Origin of the sequence: Ensifer adhaerens (genome assembly GCF_013283195.1) — a bacterium.
GTDB lineage: Bacteria > Pseudomonadota > Alphaproteobacteria > Rhizobiales > Rhizobiaceae > Ensifer > Ensifer adhaerens_G.
Genome location: NZ_JABEKT010000005.1, coordinates 147953 through 166326, shown reverse-complemented (window position 1 = coordinate 166326; position 18374 = coordinate 147953). Strand labels below are relative to the sequence as shown.

Here is an 18374-nt window from a genome sequence, read left to right as displayed (position 1 = left end):
CGGAAGGCCGCTTAAAAAACAAGCCTAGGCGCTTACTCGGGCAGCGCGTCCAGTATCTTTCTGGTCAGGGACTGCCTGGTGTCGCTGAGGTCGGACCAGGGGTCGACGCCGCTTTCGATCCGTTCAAGGATTTCGGGAATGTGGAAACCGTTGGCCGCATCGAGACCGGAAAGCTCGCTCCAGCTGACGGGCGTCGCCACCGGCCCGCCGGCGCGGGCCCGGGTGGAGTAGGGGGCGATCGCGGTGGCGCCGCGCTCGTTCCTCAGCCAGTCGATGAAGATGCGGCCCTTGCGCTTCGCCTTTGACATGGTGGCAATGAAATGGTCCGGATCGCGATCGGCGAACCCCTGGGCAAAGGCCTTGGCGAAGCGCTTGGCTTCGTCCCAGGGTGCGCGGGGCGTCAGCGGAACGATGACATGCACGCCCTTGCCGCCGGTCACCATCGGCACCGATTTCAGGCCGATCTCGTCGAGCGCAGCGCGGAGGCTTAATGCTGCCTTCTTGACGGTCGTAAAGCCGACGCTCGGATCGGGGTCGAGGTCGAACACCAGCCGGTCCGGCGTCTCCAGCTTGTCGACGGGCGATCCCCAGATGTGGAATTCGAGCGTTCCCATCTGAACCGCGGCGACAAGCCCCTTGGCGTCGCGCACATACATGTAATTCTCGGTATCGCCGGAGGATTCCTTCACAGGCGTCTCATGGATTTCGCCCGGAAAACCCTCGCTGGCATGCTTCTGGTAAAAGCATTGGCCGCGACCACCCTGCGGGCACCGCATCAGCGAGAGCAGGTGACCGCCTGCTAAGGGCAGCATCTTCTCGGCCACGACCGCGTAGTAGCGCGCGAGATCGAGTTTGGTGATGCGCTCACCCTCGAACAGCTCACGCTCCGGATGCGTGATGCGAATGCCGAGAACGGTGTCGTCCGCATCGCGGTTCGCTTCGTGCGATGTCTTGCCCCGAGCACGCTGGGCTTTGCCCGAAGCACGTTTGGCGGTGTCTGGTGTGTGTTCGGCACGCGCTTTGGGCTCTTTCGTTGCCTTCGGTCTTTCGAGTGTCACGGTCTTTGCCTCCTTGTCGCGGCGCAGCCCTTCGAAGGCGCCATGACGAATGTGTCCGTCGTCAGTGAATTCGGCGAAGTCGACCTCGGCGACCAGATCGGGTGTCAACCAGATTGCGTCTCGGGCGATCTCATCCGGCACTGTCGCGAAAGGTGGCGTTTTGCGCCGGCGTTTGGCAAAGGCGTCGGCAAGCTCTTCCATCCGCGCCTCGTCGAAACCAGTGCCGACCCGGCCCTGGTAGACAAGTTTGCCATTTTCGAACGTTCCGACGAGCAGCGAGGCGAAGGCGCGTCCCTTTTTCGCGGAAGGAGAATAGCCGCCGATCACGAATTCCTGGCGTTTCGTGCATTTGATCTTCAGCCAGCTGCGCGTGCGCCGGTTCTGGTATGGGGCGTCCGCTTGCTTGGCAATGATGCCTTCCTGGCCGGACTTGCACATGGCGGCAAAGACCTCGGCGCCGTTGCCGCGCACATGCTCGCTGTAGAGCACCGTGCCGGACGGGCCCATGGCATCGAGCAAGGCTTTCAGCTCACCCTTTCGTTCGACCAGCGGCGTCTTGCGCAGGTCGCGGCCATTCAGCTCCAAGAGATCGAAGGCATAAAAGCGGGTGTCGCCGCCGTGTTTCAGCGCTTTCTGCAGTGCTGAGAACGACGAGCCTACACCGCCTGCCGCCACTGCCTCGCCGTCCAGCAGAGCCGAGTTGCAGTCGAGTTCTACCAGCGTGTCGGCAATCGTGTGAAACTTCTCGCTCCAATCGAGCCCAGTGCGCGTGTAGCACACGGCCTCGCCGCCACCGACCGCCACGAGCAGCCGGTAGCCGTCGAATTTCACCTCGTTCAGCCAGTCGTCGCCCTCAGGCGGCGCTGAGACAAGCGTGGCAAGTTGCGGATTTTGAAAGGGCGGTGGTTTGCCTGATCGCTTGTGCGTCGTTCGTTTCGGGCGCTCCTCGGCGATTGCACCAGCCTTCACGTTGGCGGCGGCGCTCTTTTCAGACTGCCAGACGTGTTTCTTGCTTTCGCCTTTTCCGTCGGCAATCTCCGTCATGGTGCGGCCGGTAAAGACGCTGGTCATGTGGTTCTCGATCAGGCTTTCGCCATAGTCGGAGGCGACGTCGTCGGTCTCCTTGATCAGCAACCAGTTTTCGCGCTTTTCGCCCGGACGCGGTCGCATGCGTACCAGCGCCCAGCCGCCTCGCATGCGCTCGCCATGCAGGTGGAACTTCAGCTTGCCTTCTTGCAGCCCTTCGTCAGGATCGTTGTCGGGCTCCCACCAGCCGGCGTCCCAGAGCATCACGGTGCCGCCGCCATACTGCTTTTCCGGGATCGTCCCTTCGAAATCGCCATAGGCCATCGGGTGATCCTCGGTGCGCACCGCCAGCCGCTTGTCGTCCGGATTGAGGCTCGGTCCGCGGGTCACCGCCCAGCTTTTCAGGACACCGCCCCACTCCAGGCGAAAATCGTAATGCAGCCGGGTTGCATCGTGTTTCTGTACGAGGAAACGCTTCTGGCCCTTGCGCGCCGGTGCCGCCTTGCCCACGGGCTCACCTGTCTTGGAAAAATCGCGGCGCCGGTTGTATTCGGAAAGCGGGTTCTGGCGGGCAGCCATCGGTCACCTCACGCGGATTTGCGGCGGCGGGCGGTCGAGGCCGGTTTCGCGGGCGGTTTTTTGCCGCTACTTTCGAGACTCTTTTTCAGGGCCGACATCAGGTCGATGACGTTGTCGCTTCCAGATGAAGCCCGTTCGTCTTCATCCACCGAGACGCGGGCCGCCTTGCCCTTCATCTTGCGCTTGACCAGATCTGTCAGCGCGGCGGTGTAGTTGTCCTTGAAGACGGCGGCATCGAACGGCGCCGTTTTGCGGTCGATCAGCGCGGTTGCGACATCAAGCAGCTCCTTGTCCGCCTTCTTGCCTGACAGGCCGGAGAACAGCGGGTCCGCCTTGCGCAGCTCGTCGGCGTAGCGCAGCGTCTCCAGCAGGAGGCCGTCGCCGCAGGGTTTGACCGCAACGAGATATTCCCGGCCCCGCAGAGTCAGCTGGCCGAGCCCGACCTTGGAGGCAGCCCGCAGGGCATCACGCACAACCCGATAGGCATCCTCGGCAAGGTCGTCGGTCGGCACGAGATAATAGGGCTTGTCGAAATAGATCGGTGATATGTCGCAGGCGCCGACGAACTGCACGAGCTCCAGCGTCTTCTTCGTCTCCAGCTTGATCGAATCCACTTCCTTCGGCTCCAGCAATACGTATTTGCCGGGTTCGTATTCGTAACCCTTGACGATGTCGTCGGTGTCCACAGGTCCGATACCGTCGACGACCTTTTCATAGTGCACGGGCTTGCCCGACGGCTCGTGGATCTGGCGGAACGAGACGTTGGCGCCGGAGCGTGTGGCGCTGAAAAGCTCGACCGGGATCGAGACAAGGGAAAGCCGGAGCTGGCCCTTCCAGAGCGCGCGGGAAGGCATCAGCGTTCTCCGTTCAATGGTTTGGCGGTCTGTGCGCGGGCCGCATCGTGGGCGAGGGCCTGCTCGATGCCTGCGATGTCTTCGCTGGTAATGGCGGGGATGGGATCGGCGACGATGGCCTGCAGCACTTCGCTCGACAACACGCCGTTGGCGAGTGCCTCCTCAAGGGCGGCGCGCGTTTCGCGCTCAGCCTTCAGCTGCGCATAGAGCGCGAGGATCAGGCGGTCGCGCTGATCGAAGTGCTGGGCGGCGGCTCGCCGGGCGCGGTGTCGTGTCGTGTGCGTGTTCATGTCCCGAAAACGTCCGCCGCGCGGGGAAGTTCCGCGATGGGCACGCGCAGCCGACTGCGGCCGGAAAGACACAGTCGCGGTAACACTCCCTTAACCATAATGGTGTCTTAATCAGCCCATCAGGATTTGTGCAGCGCACGTCATCCTTTGACCAAAATTGACGGCAAGAAGGCAACCATAAGCTAATAAAGGTCGCGATGGTGCGACCAGCGGCGGCGCCGGGGCACTCTTGCAACAGGACGTTTGGGCTACCCGGTCACGAGCATGAGCCGCTCTTGCCGGGTGTTTGGATTCGGGGACTGAAAACGATGGAACAGGTTGGATTGGCTGCTGCGACGAACGACGTGAGCCTCTGGTCGCTCTTCATGCAGGCGGGCCTTGTCGTGAAGCTGGTCATGCTCGGGCTGATTGCAGCCTCCGTGTGGACATGGGCGATCGTCGTCGACAAGACGCTGAACTACGGCCGTGTCCGCCGCCAGCTCGACGGTTTCGAGCAGGTGTTCTGGTCGGGCCAGTCGCTGGAAGAGCTGTACCGCACCCTCTCCGACCGCCAGACGGCGGGCATGGGCGCGATCTTCGTGTCGGCGATGCGCGAATGGAAGAAGAGCTTCGAGCGCGGCGCGCGTTCGCCGATCGGTCTGCAGATGCGCATCGACCGCGCCATGGACGTGACGCTCGCCCGTGAATCGGAATCGCTCGAAGCGCGCCTCGGCTCGCTCGCGACCATCGGTTCGGCGGCACCCTTCATCGGTCTTTTCGGCACCGTCGTCGGTATCATGACCTCGTTCCAGGCGATCGCCGGTTCGAAGTCGACCAACCTCGCGGTCGTGGCGCCCGGTATTGCCGAAGCGCTCCTGGCAACCGCCATCGGTCTGCTCGCCGCTATCCCCGCCGTTATCGCCTACAACAAGTTTTCGGCCGATGCCGGCAAGCTGTCGGCGCGCATGGAAGCCTTCGCCGACGAGTTTTCCGCGATCCTGTCGCGGCAGATCGACGAGAAGCTGCAGAACCCGCGCCAGGCGGCGCAGTAATCGCCAGAGAGCACGGAGACCAAGCTGATGGGTATGTCGGTTGGCGGAGCCAAAGGTTCGGGTGGCGGTCGTCGTCGCCGCGGCGGCAAGAAAGCGATCATGAGCGAGATCAACGTCACGCCCTTCGTGGACGTGATGCTTGTGCTGCTCATCATCTTCATGGTCGCCGCACCGATGATGACGGTCGGCGTGCCGATCGACCTGCCGGAAACGCAGGCAAAGGCGCTCAACTCCGATACGCAGCCGATCACCGTTTCGGTCAACCCGGCAGGTGAAATCTATCTGCAGGAGACCGCGATCGCGATCGACGAGGTCGTGCCGAAGCTCGAGGCCATCGCCACCACCGGCTACAACGAACGCATCTATGTTCGCGGCGACACCAATGCCGATTACGGCACGGTGATGAAGGTCATGGCGCGCATCTCGGCAGCCGGGTTCAAGAACCTCGGCCTCGTGACGCTGCAAGAACAGGAAAAGTGATCGTCCACGATGAAGGGCAGTCTCGCCACATCTGGTCTGCTGCACGCTCTGGTTCTCACCTGGGCGATGGTTTCGCTCGGCAGCCCGGCTGATTTCCAGGTCGCCGACGTCGAGGCTTTGCCGGTCGACATCGTCCCCTATTCGGAAATGACGCAGGTTCAGCAGGGCGACAAGAAGGCGCCGAAGAAAGAGACGTCGTCGCCGGTTCCGACCAAACGTCCGGAAACGAACCAGCCGGCCGAGAACGTCGGCGACAACGACACGGACCTGAAGACGCCGCCGACGCCGAACGCCAAGCCGTCGAAGAGCGAAGCCACGGCCTCGCCGGAAAAGAACGATAAGCCCGAACCGACGCCAGATCCGGTCGAGCAGGAAATCAAGAAGGTCGAGGAGACCAAGCCGGCTTCAGAACCGGCAACCGAAGTGGCGGCGCTACCGGAAGCCAAGCAGGAAGTGAAGCCAGAGACCAAGCCGGAACCGGCGCCGGCCGAAGAAAAGCCGGCCGAAAATCCCGAAGCCGAAGCGCTGCCGGAAAAGGTGCCGACGCCTGCGGCCAAGCCCAAGGTGGAAAAGCCGGCACAGTCCGCAAAGACACCCGACCGCAAGAACGAACAGACACCGAAAGAACAGAAGAAGCAGGCCTCCACGGAGGAAAGCAAGTTCAACGCGGATGAGATTGCTGCCCTGCTCAACCGGCAGGACCCGTCTGCCGGTGGTGCCAAGCGCTCGACGCAGGAGGCGGCTCTCGGCGGCAAGAAAACCATCGGCGTGGGCTTGAGCGCCAACGAGATCGACGGCGTGAAAGGCCAGATCCAGGGCAACTGGTCGCTGATCGCCGGCCTGACCGGCGTCGAGGAAGTCCGTGTGACGGTCCGCGTGCAGCTCGACCCGTCGGGCAACATCGTCGGCACGCCGGAAGTGACCGCGACTGGCGGCCCCGAAGGCACGCGCCGCGCCGTTGAAAGCAGCACGCTTCGCGCGATCCGTCGCTCGGCGCCGCTACAGAATCTGCCGCCTGAAAAATATGACGGCGAAAAAGGATGGAATACCCTCGTGCTGAACTTCGACCCTTCGGAATTCGCACTCTAGAGCTGCCGGGATTGGAACTTATGCCGGATAGCAAACCAACCCTGCAAACCCTTCGTACTAAGCTGAAAGGCTTGTCTCTATGATCAAGAGCTCTTTTTTCCGCGCCCTGATGGTGGCAGCGGGTCTGTTGGCCGCCTTTGTGGCGGCGACACCGGCGAATGCGGTCGTCGAAATCAACATCAACAAGGGCAACGTCGAGCCTTTGCCGATCGCGATCACCGACTTCCTGCAAGGGGAACTCGGCAAGAAGATTTCCGACGTGGTCGCTGCCGACCTCAAGCGTTCGGGCCTGTTCAAGCCGATCGACAAGGGCGCCTTCATCGAGAAGATCAGCAACCCCGATGCCGCGCCGCGGTTTGAAGACTGGAAGGTCATCAATGCCCAGGCGCTGGTCACCGGTCGCGTGACGCAGGAGGCCGACGGCCGCCTGAAGGCGGAGTTCCGGCTCTGGGACACGTTTGCGGGTACGCAAATGACCGGCCAGCAGTTCTTCACCCAGCCTGAAAACTGGCGCCGCGTCGCCCATATCATCGCCGATGCGATCTATGAGCGTATCACCGGCGAAAAGGGCTACTTCGATACACGTGTCGTCTACGTCGCCGAAAGCGGCCCGAAGACCGCCCGCAAGCGCCAGCTTGCGATGATGGACCAGGACGGGGCAAATGCCCGCGCCCTGACGAACTCGAACGATCTCGTCCTGACGCCGCGCTTCTCGCCGAACCGTCAGGAAGTCACCTACATGTCGTTCGAAAACAACCAGCCGCGCGTTTACCTGCTGCAGCTGGAGACCGGACAGCGTGAAGTGGTCGGCAATTTCCCGGGCATGACCTTCTCGCCGCGCTTCTCGCCGGATGGTCAGCGCGTGATCATGAGCCTGCAGCAGGAGGGCAATGCCAACATCTACACGATGGACCTGCGCTCGCGTACGACGACCCGCCTCACCAGCACGGCGGCGATCGATACCGCGCCGTCCTATTCGCCTGACGGTAGCCAGATCGCCTTTGAAAGCGATCGCGGCGGCCGCCAGCAGATCTACGTCATGGGTGCAGATGGCTCCGGCCAGCGCCGCATCTCCTTCGGCGACGGCTCCTATTCGACGCCGGTCTGGTCTCCACGCGGTGACCTCATCGCCTTCACCAAGCAATCGGGTGGCAAGTTCTCGATCGGCGTGATGAAGCCAGACGGTTCGGGTGAGCGCATCCTGACCACGGGCTTCCACAACGAAGGCCCGACCTGGGCGCCGAACGGTCGCGTGCTGATGTTCTTCCGCCAGAACGCCGGTGCCGGCGGACCGCAGCTCTACTCGATCGACCTCAGCGGTTACAACGAACAGCCGGTGCCCACCCAGGGCTTTGCCTCCGACCCGGCCTGGTCGCCGCGGCTTGAATAGCAGGCTCTCATTTGCGGCGGGGATTGTGGCAACCATGCCGCTTTCTCGCCGCAAAGTGCTGGTCTAGCAGGCGCCGAGCTTAAATTATCGATTTGTTAACCATAACTGTTGAATAGCGATTAACCGCTTCCGGTTACAGTCTGGCAACCGTGAATTCAGACACTTCTCAAGGAGACCGGCGCATGAGCCGAATTGACACCCCGGCCGCAGGCCGCATGCAGACCATCGCTCGCAACCCGGTCATGATCGCACTTGTCATGACCCTTGCCATCGCTGGCTGCGCGTCGAAGAAGAACCTTCCGGGCAGTGCCGGCGAGCTTGGCCTCGGCGGCGCCGGTTCGGCAACGCCCGGTTCGCAGCAGGACTTCACCGTCAATGTCGGCGACCGCATCTTCTTCGACACGGACTCGACTTCGGTTCGCGCCGACGCCCAGCAGACGCTTGACCGTCAGGCTCAGTGGCTTGCCAAGTATCCGAACTATGCCGTCACCATCGAAGGTCATGCCGACGAGCGCGGCACCCGCGAATACAACCTGGCACTCGGCGCACGCCGCGCTGCTTCCACCAAGGATTATCTGATCTCGCGCGGCGTTCCGGCCAACCGCCTGAAGACGATTTCCTACGGCAAGGAAAAGCCGGTCGCCGTTTGCGACGATATCTCGTGCTGGTCGCAGAACCGCCGTGCAGTGACCGTTCTCGGTGGCGCCGGCATGTGATCTTCCGATCACGCATCGCTAAATTATAAGGGCGGCCTTGTGCCGCCCTTTGCTTTTTTACCACACTTTGGCCGAACTCCGTTGCTTTTTCAGGGTAATTGGAAAACTGTGCGGCAATCATCCAGATGAATCGGCGAGATGTATTGCGGGCCCCGATTCCAGGGTGGGAAAACCGGTATTCGAACAGGACAAAGACATGAAGAAATTTGTCGTGGCTGGACTGCTTGGTCTCGCGGCCCTTTCGGGCCTTGGCCAGACGGTAAATGCCATGCCGCTTTCCGGGCTCCTGGCCCGAACGACACAGGCCGACACGGCAGGCTCGCACAGTCTTCCCGTCGTGAAGGTACAGGCGTCCGAGACCACGCGGATCGGCCAGCTTGAAGAACAGATCCGCTCGCTCAACGGGCGTATCGAAGAAATGAGCTTCCAGCTTCTGCAGATGCAGGAGCAGATCCGGAAGTTCCAGGAGGACAACGAGTTCCGCTTCCAGGATCTGGAAAGCGGCAAGGCCTCCCCCAAGAAGAGCGGCGCATTGCAGACGCCGAAGTCCAGCGATCAGGCGTCCGTCACCCCGGGGGTGACGGATAGCCAGACGATGGCGCCTGCCGATCCGGGCACCGGCATGGCCGCATCGGGCGCCGATCAGGGCGCAACCGGTGCCGCGCCTCCAACGACGCTTGGCCAGATCGTCTTCGACGAGAGCGGCAATCCGATTTCGACCACGACCGACGCCCAGCCTGGCGCCAACGCAACGCCGCCCGGCGTCGACACCGGCGTGGCCCTTCCGGGCGACAACGGCGGGCTCAACGCCAACCCGGACAGCGAGCAGCAGACTGCAGCGCTCGACAATCCCGGCGATCTCTATCAGTCGGCCTATGGACACGTGCTGTCCGGCGACTACAGCACCGCCGAACAGGAGTTCCGCGACTATCTCGACGTTTTCCCGCAAGGCGAGAAGGCGGCCGATGCCAGCTTCTGGATGGGCGAGGCGCAGTATTCGCAGGGCAAGTACAGCGACGCGGCCAAGACGTTCCTGAATGCGCACCAAGCGCACGCCAAATCACCGAAGGCTCCGGAAATGCTCTTGAAGCTCGGCATGTCGCTCGGCGCTCTCGACAACAAGGAAACCGCCTGCGCCACGTTGCGCGAGGTCAACAAGCGCTACCCGAAGGCCTCACCGGCCGTGCGCGCCAAGGTGACGAGCGAGCAAAGCCGCTTTGGCTGCTGAGACGCAGGCCAGCCTGGCCGTTCTCGAGACGGCGAAACGATTTCTTTCATCCCTCCATCGGCCTGCCCGAGTGCTCGTAGCCGTGTCCGGTGGCAGCGATTCCAAGGGACTGCTTCTCGCCCTATCCCGGGCGATCGAGGCATCCGGCAAAACCGATTTTTCTCTTGCAGCCTGCACGGTCGACCACGCTTTGAGGGCGGGCTCCGCCGCTGAAGCGGAGGCTGTGGCCTGCTTTTGCGCCAGGCTCGGCATCACGCATATCGTCAAACCCTGGGACGGCGAAAAGCCTACGGCAGGAATTCAGGCCGCCGCACGCGAAAAGCGCTATCAGCTGTTGGCCGCCGCTGCCGATGAACTCGGTGCCACCTGCATCGTCACCGGCCACACGCTGGATGATCAGCGCGAGACGATCCTGATGCGGTCCGAGCGCGGGCAGGGGCCCGGCGCCGCAGGAATGGCAGCCGACGTGCTCTACGACAGGCGCTTCTGGGTGTTGCGCCCCTTCCTCGGGCTGCGTCGTGCCGACGTCCGGGCCTTTCTTGCGGCGGAGGGCGTGGGCTGGTTTGACGATCCAAGCAACGCGAACATGCATTTCGAACGGGTGCGGACCCGTAAGCACCTCGCTGAAACGGGCGCTGAGGCGGCTACCACATGGGACACCGCATCGCGCGCACGCTCCTCGGTCAAAGCGGCTGAGTGGTTGGGGCTTCATGCGCGCGTTCAAGAGAACCTTGTCGTGCGCATTGCCGAAACTGCCGTCGGAACATGCGCCGATATCGACTGCCGGCGCGCGCTTTTGGCAATGGCCGGTGTCATCGGCGGACGAACGCATCCCTTGGCCGCCGACACCGCTGCGCGCGTGATGGCGTTCCTTGAGCGCAGCGAGTTGGGGCGGGTGACTGCAGGACGGGTCGTTTTCGACAGGCGCGGGACGGGTCTCTACCTCTATCGCGAGGCGCGCGATCTTCCGCTTCTCACCCTGGGGGCGGGCGAAGCCAGCATCTGGGATGGCCGCTTTGCCGTTCGAAATGTCGGAAATGGCCTGGTGAAGGTCGGTGTTTGCGACGATCGCGGTCTGCAACAGCAGAGACTTATTGCCGCAGGAGTGCCACCGGGCGTTGCCAGGAGGGCATCGCTTTCCGCGCCGCATGTTGTATCCACAGACGGCAATTGCGTCGCGAACGCCGACGTCGAGCCGCGCATTTGCCCCTACGACACCTTTTTGCCGGGTTTCGACCGGATCATGGCAGACATGATTGCCGGATTGTTCGGGCGTCAGCCCTATGTTCGGTCGCCGGTTCACGATCTGTTGACAGAAATGGAACGGTAGTTGGCGGTTTGCCTTGGCAAGGCGTCGCCAGAACCCTATGTTAGGGGCAAGAAAGCGGCCCGGCGAAATGTGCGGGTCGTGACAGGTTCCGGGGAGTTCGATGAACCCTAATTTTCGTAATTTTGCCCTCTGGGCAATCATAGCGCTTTTGCTGATCGCGCTGTTTAGCATGTTTCAGCAGCCGACCGAGCGCACCGGCTCGCGTGAGATTCCGTTCTCGCAGTTCCTCAAGGACGTCGATGCAAGCCGCGTCAAGGAAGTCGTGATCACCGGCTCCAAGGTCATCGGCAGCTATTCTGAAAGCGGCGCAACGTTCCAGACCTACGCGCCTTCGGTCGACACCGCGCTCACTGAGCGTCTGGAAGCCAAGGACGTGACGGTGACCGTTCGTCCTGAAACCGATGGCTCCTCCGGGTTCCTGAGCTATATCGGCACGCTGCTGCCGATGCTTCTGATCCTCGGCGTCTGGCTTTTCTTCATGCGTCAGATGCAGGGCGGTTCGCGCGGCGCCATGGGCTTCGGTAAGTCCAAGGCCAAGCTTCTGACCGAAGCGCATGGCCGCGTCACCTTTGACGACGTCGCCGGCGTCGACGAAGCCAAGCAGGATCTGGAAGAAATCGTCGAATTCCTGCGCGACCCGCAGAAGTTCCAGCGTCTCGGCGGACGCATTCCGCGCGGCGTGCTGCTCGTCGGTCCTCCCGGTACCGGTAAGACGCTGCTTGCGCGGTCGGTTGCCGGCGAAGCCAATGTTCCGTTCTTCACCATCTCCGGTTCGGACTTCGTCGAAATGTTCGTCGGCGTCGGCGCGAGCCGTGTGCGCGACATGTTCGAGCAGGCCAAGAAGAACGCACCCTGCATCATCTTCATCGACGAAATCGATGCCGTCGGTCGCCACCGTGGCGCCGGTCTCGGCGGTGGTAACGACGAGCGCGAACAGACGCTCAACCAGTTGCTGGTCGAGATGGACGGCTTCGAAGCCAATGAAGGCATCATCCTGATCGCGGCGACCAACCGTCCCGACGTTCTCGATCCGGCGCTTCTGCGTCCGGGCCGTTTCGACCGCCAGGTCGTCGTGCCGAACCCCGATATCAATGGCCGCGAGCGCATCCTCAAGGTGCACGTTCGCAACGTGCCGCTGGCGCCGAACGTCGACCTCAAGGTTCTTGCCCGCGGTACACCCGGATTCTCCGGCGCCGACCTGATGAACCTCGTCAACGAAGCGGCCCTGATGGCTGCGCGCCGCAACAAGCGCGTCGTCACCATGCTCGAGTTCGAAGACGCCAAGGACAAGATCATGATGGGTGCGGAGCGTCGCTCCTCCGCCATGACAGAAGCCGAAAAGAAGCTGACCGCCTACCACGAAGCCGGTCACGCGATCCTGGCGCTCAACGTTCCCTCGGCCGATCCCTTGCACAAGGCGACGATCATTCCGCGCGGACGGGCGCTTGGCATGGTGATGCAGCTGCCGGAAGGCGACCGCTATTCCATGAGCTACAAGTGGATGGTCTCGCGGCTTGCCATCATGATGGGCGGACGCGTTGCCGAAGAACTGACTTTCGGCAAGGAGAACATCACCTCCGGCGCTTCGTCGGATATCGAGCAGGCAACCAAGCTTGCCCGTGCGATGGTGACGCAGTGGGGCTTCTCCGACCAGCTCGGGCAGGTGTCCTACGGCGAAAACCAGCAGGAAGTGTTCCTTGGCCACTCGGTCGCCCAGCAGAAGAACGTGTCGGAAGCGACCGCCCAGAAGATCGACAACGAAATCCGTCGCCTGATCGATGAGGCCTACGAGACCGCCCGCAAGATCCTGACCGACAAGAACCACGAGTTCGTGGCGCTGGCGGAAGGGCTGCTCGAATACGAAACCCTGACCGGTGACGAGATCAAGGCGCTCATCCGCGGCGAAAAGCCGGCGCGCGACCTGGGCGACGACACCCCGCCGCACCGCGGCTCCGCCGTGCCTTCCGCTGGTGTGAAGAAAGAGGGCTCGTCCGGCAACAAGGGCGAAGAATCCGAAGGTGGGTTCGAGCCGCAGCCGCAATAACGGCTCCGGTTCAGACGCTTATCTCAAAAGCCGCCGCGCCGGAGGGTGCGGCGGCTTTTTGTTGCGCCGGCGCAGGATTGCACTTGGTAACGGGATGTAATGATTTCTGATGCTACGGTTGCTGCCGTTTGCATTGGTTTTGTGTCAAAGAAGATTCGAAAGCTCCCAGCCCTTGTTTTGCTGTTACAGCGCGGGAGCAACGGCAACAGCCGGAATGATATGAGGTCTGGTCAATGAAACCCAGTCGCGGAACACGCAGACAGGTAAAGCAGGCAAAGCCTGCATTGACCGAGCAGAACGATGGAGTTCTTATGAAGCGCAAATATTTCGGCACGGACGGTATCCGCGGCCAGTCCAACATCTTCCCGATGACGCCGGATCTCGCGATGCGGGTCGGCATCGCCGTCGGCACGATCTTCCGCAACGGCGCCCATCGCCATCGGGTGGTGATCGGCAAGGACACGCGCCTTTCCGGCTATATGCTCGAAAACGCCATGGTTGCCGGTTTCACGGCAGCCGGTCTCGACGTGTTTCTGCTCGGGCCGATCCCGACCCCGGGCGTTGCCATGCTGACGCGCTCGCTGCGCGCGGATATCGGCGTGATGATTTCGGCCTCGCACAATCCCTTCCAGGACAATGGTATCAAGCTGTTCGGCCCCGATGGCTACAAGCTCTCGGACGATATCGAGGCCAGGATCGAGGCGTTGCTCGACCAGGACCTGTCCGGCCAGCTGGCCAAGGCGGAAGACATCGGCCGTGCCAAGCGCGTCGACGGCGACATCTACCGCTATCTCGAGCATGCCAAGCGCACCCTGCCGCGCGATGTCACCCTTCAGGGCCTGCGGATTGCCATCGATTGTGCCAATGGCGCTGCCTACAAGGTCGCCCCCCAGGCCCTCTGGGAACTCGGCGCTGAAGTGGTGACGATCGGGACCGAGCCGAATGGCGTCAACATCAATCTCGATTGCGGTTCGACCCATCCGGCAGCCCTGTCCAGAAAGGTGCATGAGGTGCGGGCCGATATCGGCATCGCGCTCGACGGCGACGCCGACCGGGTTCTGATTGTCGACGAGAACGGTACCGTCATCGACGGCGACCAGTTGATGGCCGTCATCGCCGACAGCTGGGCTGAGGACGGCACGCTGCGCGGCAATGCTATCGCCGCAACGGTCATGTCCAACCTCGGTCTGGAACGATACCTCAAGGGCCGTGGCATCGAGCTGCACCGCACCAAGGTCGGAGACCGCTACGTTGTCGAGCAGATGCGCCAGGAGGGGCTGAACGTCGGTGGCGAGCAGTCCGGCCATATCGTGCTTTCGGACTTCGGCACGACCGGCGATGGTCTCGTGGCGGCCCTGCAGATCCTTGCAGTCGTCAAGCGCCTGGGCAAGCCGGTGAGCGAGGTATGCCACCGCTTCGAGCCGGTGCCGCAGGTATTGAAGAATGTGCGCGTTTCCGCCGGCAAGCCGCTTGAAGACGCAACGGTGCGCCAGGCGATCGCCGATGCCGAAGCCGAGCTTGCCAAGTCCGGCCGGCTGCTGATCCGTCCGTCGGGCACGGAGCCTTTGATCCGGGTGATGGCCGAGGGTGACGATCGCGGCCAGGTCGAACGGATTGTCGATGAGCTTATCGGCGTCATCGGCAGTGTGCGTCACGCCGCTGCCTGATGCGCGGCGCGCCAAATCGTGAACTGACGCAGAACACCGGCCGCCCTCGCGGCCGGTGTTTTTCGTTCGTCTGGCGACGCCGAATGTCGGCCGAAGCACGTGCGCAAGTTCAGGGAAATCAGATTCGTGGTAAATTTCTATGCTTAATCAGATATTAACCCGCGCATGCGACATCTAGCGAGAAAGTCGCTGAGCCTGTGGTCGCTCGCCGCCCAGGAAATCGCTAGCATTCGCGGAGTGATATAATGAAAAAACATATTCTGGCGCTGGCTGCCGCTGTTTGCGTTGGCACGCCCGTCGCTGCAGCCGATCTTTATGTCGAGGATCCCGTCCCTGTGGTAGTGCCGACCGGTGGTTGGTACCTGCGCGGGTACATGGGCATGAGCAACCAGCAGCTCGGCAGCCTCGAGCACGCGGACTTTTCGATACCCCCTTACCACGAACTGGTGGATGAAGGCAGCTTCAACAGCGCACCACTCGCTGGCGTCGGCGTCGGGTACCAGTTCAATGACTGGTTGCGCATGGACGGTATTGTTGAGTATCGCGGCAAAGCGGATTTTTCGGCACTCGACCGCTACGCCTTCCAAACCGATGCCAACGGCAATCCGGTCTGGGAAGGCACCGACGACTATGACGGGGCCAAATCTGAATGGCTGTTGATGGCCAACGCCTATGTCGATATCGGCGACTGGAATGGCATCGTTCCCTATGTCGGCGCCGGTATCGGCGCTTCGCGCAACACCATTTCCGGTTTCCGCGACGTCAATGTGCCGCGGCTGGGCGTGGCCTCGGCTGACAGCGATCCCACCTGGAACTTCGCCTGGGCGCTGCATGCGGGCGTCGGCTACAAGGCGACCGATAGGCTGACTGTGGACTTCGGTTACAGCTATATGAATCTGGGTGATGCCAAGACCAAGGAAATCCACTCTTACGACGAAAACTACGTCATTGGGCCGATGAACTTCAAGGACATCACGTCGCACGATTTCAAACTCGGCATGCGTTACGCCCTGCAATAGACAGAGTTCGCCGAGCGACTGCCTTTCAAAGGCGGCTCCGCGCCGCCCCCGGTCCGCTGACAAACCCGTCGATTTTTCGGCGGGTTTTTTCGCGTTATGCGCCCCCACCATCTTTCGTGGCGTTCCAGGCCGCCCGCAACGTCTGCGCTCTGCGGAGGCTTTTTTTGTTCTGCTGGGCAGGTCGAGCGCATCCGTTCCCAAGCAGGTACCGCTGGAGATCGTTAACATCGATGGGCGAGGGCTTAAGGATCATGGTTAACCGACAGTTAACCTCGGTCTGCAATAGTTAACGTCGAACGAAGCAGCCGATGGGTGGATCCCGTCCGGTGACGGCAATTGCAGCGAAAGGGCATGGGCATGGAATGGCGAAACGGGATCTGCGGAGCCACGTTCGGTATCGGCCTGCTTGCCTCAGGTGCGGCGCTTGCCGCTGACGAGGCCCTGATCGACGCGCCGGAAATCACCATTGCCCAGGAAGCGACCGGCAGCAACGGCCTCTACATCCGCGGCGACATCGGTTATGCCGGCTGGCGCGACGCCGGCGATCCCTTCTACCGCACCTTCGATGCGGGCACCGGCAGCTACAGCACGACCCCGTTCGACGGCGCGCGCTTCGACAAGCCGCTTTCGGGCGCGATCGGCTTCGGTTACCAGATCACCGACACTGTGCGCGCCGATCTCACGGCGGACTATTTCGAGGGCCGCTTCGACGGCTCGGCCGTTGGTGCAAGCCCGTGTGCGGGGCAGGGAGCCGGCACGTCCTGCGCCTTGTCGACGGCTGCGGATTTTTCCGCGCTGGGCCTGATGGCCAACGCCTATGTCGATTTCGGAACGCTCGCCGGCTTCACGCCCTATCTCGGTGCCGGTATCGGCGCGACCAATCTGCGCTGGAACACCGCCTTTGCCAGCGAAAGCTGCGTTGCCGGCGGCGGCGCCTGTGCCGGCGGCCCGACCACCCCATCGTTCGACGGCCACGACAGCTGGCGCTTCACCTATGCGCTGATGGCCGGTGTCTCCTACGACCTCAGCGATCGTCTGAAGCTCGATGTCGGCTACCGCTATTCGCACATCGGCGACGGCGAGATGTTCGGCTTCGGTGCCGAGGCGCTTGCTGGCGCGAGCGGGGCGAAGGGCTTCGATGACGGTCTTTCGCGTCACGAGATCAGAGCCGGCCTGCGGTTCGCTTTCTGGTAACAATCGGTCGGCGGCGGCGGTCCCGTCTTTGCTGATCTTGCCTAACCCGCCATAAATTTTCTCGATTGCGACACAAGTCGCTTGACTTCCTTCCAGGCCCGCAATATTTCCGACGGCGGGACACCCTTCCCCAACGAAGGGCTATCTATCTGGAAGGATAGCACATGACGAAGCCTGCCAAGCCGGACCTCCGTCCGAACAACACCCATTTTTCTTCTGGCCCTTGCTCGAAGCGCCCCGGTTGGTCGCTCGATGCTCTCTCCGATGCTCCGCTCGGTCGTTCGCACCGCGCCAAGGTCGGCAAGACGAAGCTCAAGCAGGCCATCGATCTTACCCGTGACATTCTTGAAGTGCCGGCCGATTACCGCATCGGCATCGTGCCCGCTTCCGATACCGGCGCCGTCGAAATGGCGCTCTGGTCGCTGCTTGGTCAGCGCGGCGTCGACATGGTCGCCTGGGAAAGCTTTGGCGCCGGCTGGGTGACCGACGTGGTCAAGCAGCTGAAGCTCGCCGACGTGCGCAAGTTCGAAGCCGGTTACGGCGAACTTCCAGATCTCTCCAAGGTCGATTTCGACCGTGACGTCGTCTTCACCTGGAACGGCACGACCTCCGGTGTGCGCGTCGAGAACGCCGATTTCATCCCGGCCGACCGCAAGGGCCTGACGATCTGCGACGCGACCTCTGCCGCCTTCGCGCAGAACCTCGATTTCACCAAGCTCGACGTCGTCACCTTCTCCTGGCAGAAGGTTCTCGGTGGCGAAGGCGCACATGGCGTCATCATTCTTTCGCCGCGCGCCGTCGAACGCCTGCTGACTTATGTGCCGGCCTGGCCGTTGCCGAAGATCTTCCGCATGACCTCCGGCGGCAAGCTGATCGAAGGCATCTTCACCGGCGAAACCATCAACACACCGTCGATGCTGTGCGTCGAGGACTATATCGATGCGCTGGTCTGGGCCGAGAAGGTCGGCGGGCTCAAGGGCCTTATGGCGCGCGCCGATGCCAATGCTCAGGTGATCTTCGACTTCGTCGACGCCAACGGCTGGATCGCCAACCTGGCGGTCAAGGACGAGACCCGCTCCAATACGTCGGTCTGCCTGAAGATCGTCGACAAGGACGTCGCAGCGCTTGATGCCGACGGCCAGGCGGCTTTTGCCAAGGGCGTAGTTGCCCTGCTCGAAAAGGAAGGTGTCGCGTTCGACATCGGCCATTATCGCGATGCTCCGTCCGGTCTCCGGATCTGGGCCGGCGCGACGATCGAAGCATCCGACATGGCAGCGCTGATGCCATGGCTGACCTGGGCTTTCGAGACCCAGAAGGCGACGCTGTCGCAGGCAGCGGCCTAACTCCAAGCGTTTGCTTCGCTCCTAAAGGGAGCGAAG

At 62.3% G+C, this 18374-nt stretch carries 15 protein-coding genes; 12 read left to right on the top strand and 3 right to left on the bottom strand.

The genetic code is table 11. From position 1 onward, the window contains the following. Positions 1 to 32: 32 nt before the first annotated feature. The 3 genes from ligD to LPJGGPFB_RS30035 are packed head-to-tail and all read right to left on the bottom strand — an operon-like array spanning position 33 to position 3807. Entirely contained in the window at positions 33 to 2663 is a 2631-nt protein-coding gene (gene ligD / locus LPJGGPFB_RS30045) for a DNA ligase D (protein WP_173423589.1), read from the bottom strand. Between the two features lie 8 nt (positions 2664 to 2671). Next, entirely contained in the window at positions 2672 to 3517 is an 846-nt protein-coding gene (ku, locus tag LPJGGPFB_RS30040) for a non-homologous end joining protein Ku (protein WP_173423588.1), read from the bottom strand. Continuing rightward, positions 3517 to 3807, bottom strand: coding sequence for a hypothetical protein (locus LPJGGPFB_RS30035; RefSeq protein WP_173423587.1), 291 nt, complete (start codon positions 3805 to 3807; stop codon positions 3517 to 3519). Before LPJGGPFB_RS30035 ends, ku begins: the two co-directional genes overlap by 1 nt. Before the next feature lie 308 nt (positions 3808 to 4115). Here LPJGGPFB_RS30035 and tolQ point away from each other — a divergent pair, with 308 nt between their 5' ends. From tolQ to LPJGGPFB_RS29975, 12 genes are all read left to right on the top strand, one after another. Beyond that, on the top strand, positions 4116 to 4838 hold the full coding sequence (gene tolQ / locus LPJGGPFB_RS30030; protein ID WP_173423586.1) for a protein TolQ: 723 nt from the start codon (positions 4116 to 4118) through the stop codon (positions 4836 to 4838). A 27-nt stretch (positions 4839 to 4865) separates the two neighbouring features. Next, the gene (gene tolR / locus LPJGGPFB_RS30025) at positions 4866 to 5318 is read left to right on the top strand and encodes a protein TolR (RefSeq protein WP_173423585.1); all 453 of its coding nucleotides are present in this window, start codon (positions 4866 to 4868) and stop codon (positions 5316 to 5318) included. A gap of 9 nt (positions 5319 to 5327) precedes the next feature. Then, positions 5328 to 6407 carry a hypothetical protein gene (locus LPJGGPFB_RS30020; protein WP_173423584.1) on the top strand — a complete coding sequence of 360 codons (1080 nt, stop codon included), beginning with the start codon at positions 5328 to 5330 and terminating at the stop codon, positions 6405 to 6407. Positions 6408 to 6486: 79 nt separating this feature from the next. After that, a complete protein-coding gene (gene tolB, locus LPJGGPFB_RS30015; protein WP_173423583.1) occupies positions 6487 to 7797 on the top strand; it encodes a Tol-Pal system beta propeller repeat protein TolB in 1311 nt (436 codons plus the stop codon). Between the two features lie 182 nt (positions 7798 to 7979). Then, on the top strand, positions 7980 to 8513 hold the full coding sequence (pal, locus tag LPJGGPFB_RS30010; protein ID WP_173423582.1) for a peptidoglycan-associated lipoprotein Pal: 534 nt from the start codon (positions 7980 to 7982) through the stop codon (positions 8511 to 8513). A gap of 196 nt (positions 8514 to 8709) precedes the next feature. Next, the gene (gene ybgF / locus LPJGGPFB_RS30005) at positions 8710 to 9741 is read left to right on the top strand and encodes a tol-pal system protein YbgF (RefSeq protein ID WP_173423581.1); all 1032 of its coding nucleotides are present in this window, start codon (positions 8710 to 8712) and stop codon (positions 9739 to 9741) included. A gap of 70 nt (positions 9742 to 9811) precedes the next feature. Beyond that, on the top strand, positions 9812 to 11071 hold the full coding sequence (gene tilS / locus LPJGGPFB_RS30000; RefSeq protein WP_345791096.1) for a tRNA lysidine(34) synthetase TilS: 1260 nt from the start codon (positions 9812 to 9814) through the stop codon (positions 11069 to 11071). Between the two features lie 100 nt (positions 11072 to 11171). Further along, the gene (gene ftsH, locus LPJGGPFB_RS29995) at positions 11172 to 13115 is read left to right on the top strand and encodes an ATP-dependent zinc metalloprotease FtsH (protein WP_173423580.1); all 1944 of its coding nucleotides are present in this window, start codon (positions 11172 to 11174) and stop codon (positions 13113 to 13115) included. 311 nt (positions 13116 to 13426) lie between these two features. Beyond that, positions 13427 to 14782 (top strand): phosphoglucosamine mutase, encoded by a 1356-nt coding sequence (glmM, locus tag LPJGGPFB_RS29990; RefSeq protein WP_173423579.1) that lies wholly within the window; start codon positions 13427 to 13429, stop codon positions 14780 to 14782. A 245-nt stretch (positions 14783 to 15027) separates the two neighbouring features. Continuing rightward, positions 15028 to 15801 carry an outer membrane protein gene (locus LPJGGPFB_RS29985; protein ID WP_173423578.1) on the top strand — a complete coding sequence of 258 codons (774 nt, stop codon included), beginning with the start codon at positions 15028 to 15030 and terminating at the stop codon, positions 15799 to 15801. A gap of 357 nt (positions 15802 to 16158) precedes the next feature. Next, positions 16159 to 16995 carry an outer membrane protein gene (locus LPJGGPFB_RS29980; RefSeq protein ID WP_173423577.1) on the top strand — a complete coding sequence of 279 codons (837 nt, stop codon included), beginning with the start codon at positions 16159 to 16161 and terminating at the stop codon, positions 16993 to 16995. 164 nt (positions 16996 to 17159) lie between these two features. Next, positions 17160 to 18338, top strand: a complete 1179-nt coding sequence (locus tag LPJGGPFB_RS29975; RefSeq protein ID WP_173423576.1) for a phosphoserine transaminase — start codon at positions 17160 to 17162, stop codon at positions 18336 to 18338. The last annotated feature ends 36 nt before the right edge of the window (positions 18339 to 18374 follow it).